Below are 637 nucleotides of genomic sequence, written 5' to 3'. Positions count from 1 at the left end.
CCGCCAGTGCCCTGGAAACAGCAGCACCAGAGCTTTCGATTGTGAACCTGTCTCTTGAAGTCCCATATGCCCCACTCGGCAACCCCCACATGGCTCACCGCCAGCAATTCGGCGTCGTAGCGGATGCTCAGCGCATCCTTGCCGATGACGTCGATGTCGCACTGGTAGAACTCGCGGAATCGCCCACGCTGCGCACGCTCGCCGCGATACACGCGCTGCATCTGGTAGCGCCGGAACGGGAAGCTCAAGTCATGCTCGTGCTCGGCGACGTAGCGTGCCAGCGGCACGGTCAGGTCAAAGCGCAGCGCAAGCTCCGGCAAGCCGCCGTTCTCGGCGCCCTCATCGGCCGCAGCGGCGGCATTGGCCAGCGCGCCGGTGGACTGCACGAAATACACCTGGCGCTCGGTTTCGCCGCCGGATTTGGTCAGCAGTACATCGGACAGCTCGAACACCGGCGTTTCGACCGGCAGGAACCCGAACCGCTCGTAGTTGCGGCGGATGACGTCCAGCATGCGCCGGAACGCGATCTGCTCGCGCGGCAGGCATTCACTGATGCCGGGCGGGGGACGGGGCTTGGTCACGAGCCAAACTCCTGCAGGCCAAAGTGGCGAACGGCCAAATCAAAAGGGAGGACGGG

At 64.7% G+C, this 637-nt stretch carries 1 protein-coding gene; it reads right to left on the bottom strand.

Annotated elements, in window-relative coordinates:
- Positions 1–581, bottom strand: a 581-nt coding sequence (locus CSC70_RS13990; RefSeq protein WP_211369511.1) for an ATP phosphoribosyltransferase regulatory subunit, incomplete at its 3' end; no start/stop codon positions are given.
- Between the last annotated feature and the right edge of the window lie 56 nt (positions 582–637).

The organism is Pseudoxanthomonas kalamensis DSM 18571, from assembly GCF_010211745.1.
GTDB classification, from domain to species: domain Bacteria; phylum Pseudomonadota; class Gammaproteobacteria; order Xanthomonadales; family Xanthomonadaceae; genus Pseudoxanthomonas_A; species Pseudoxanthomonas_A kalamensis.
The sequence above is the reverse complement of the archived record's forward strand: the minus strand, read 5'-3'. Positions and strand labels throughout refer to the sequence as shown.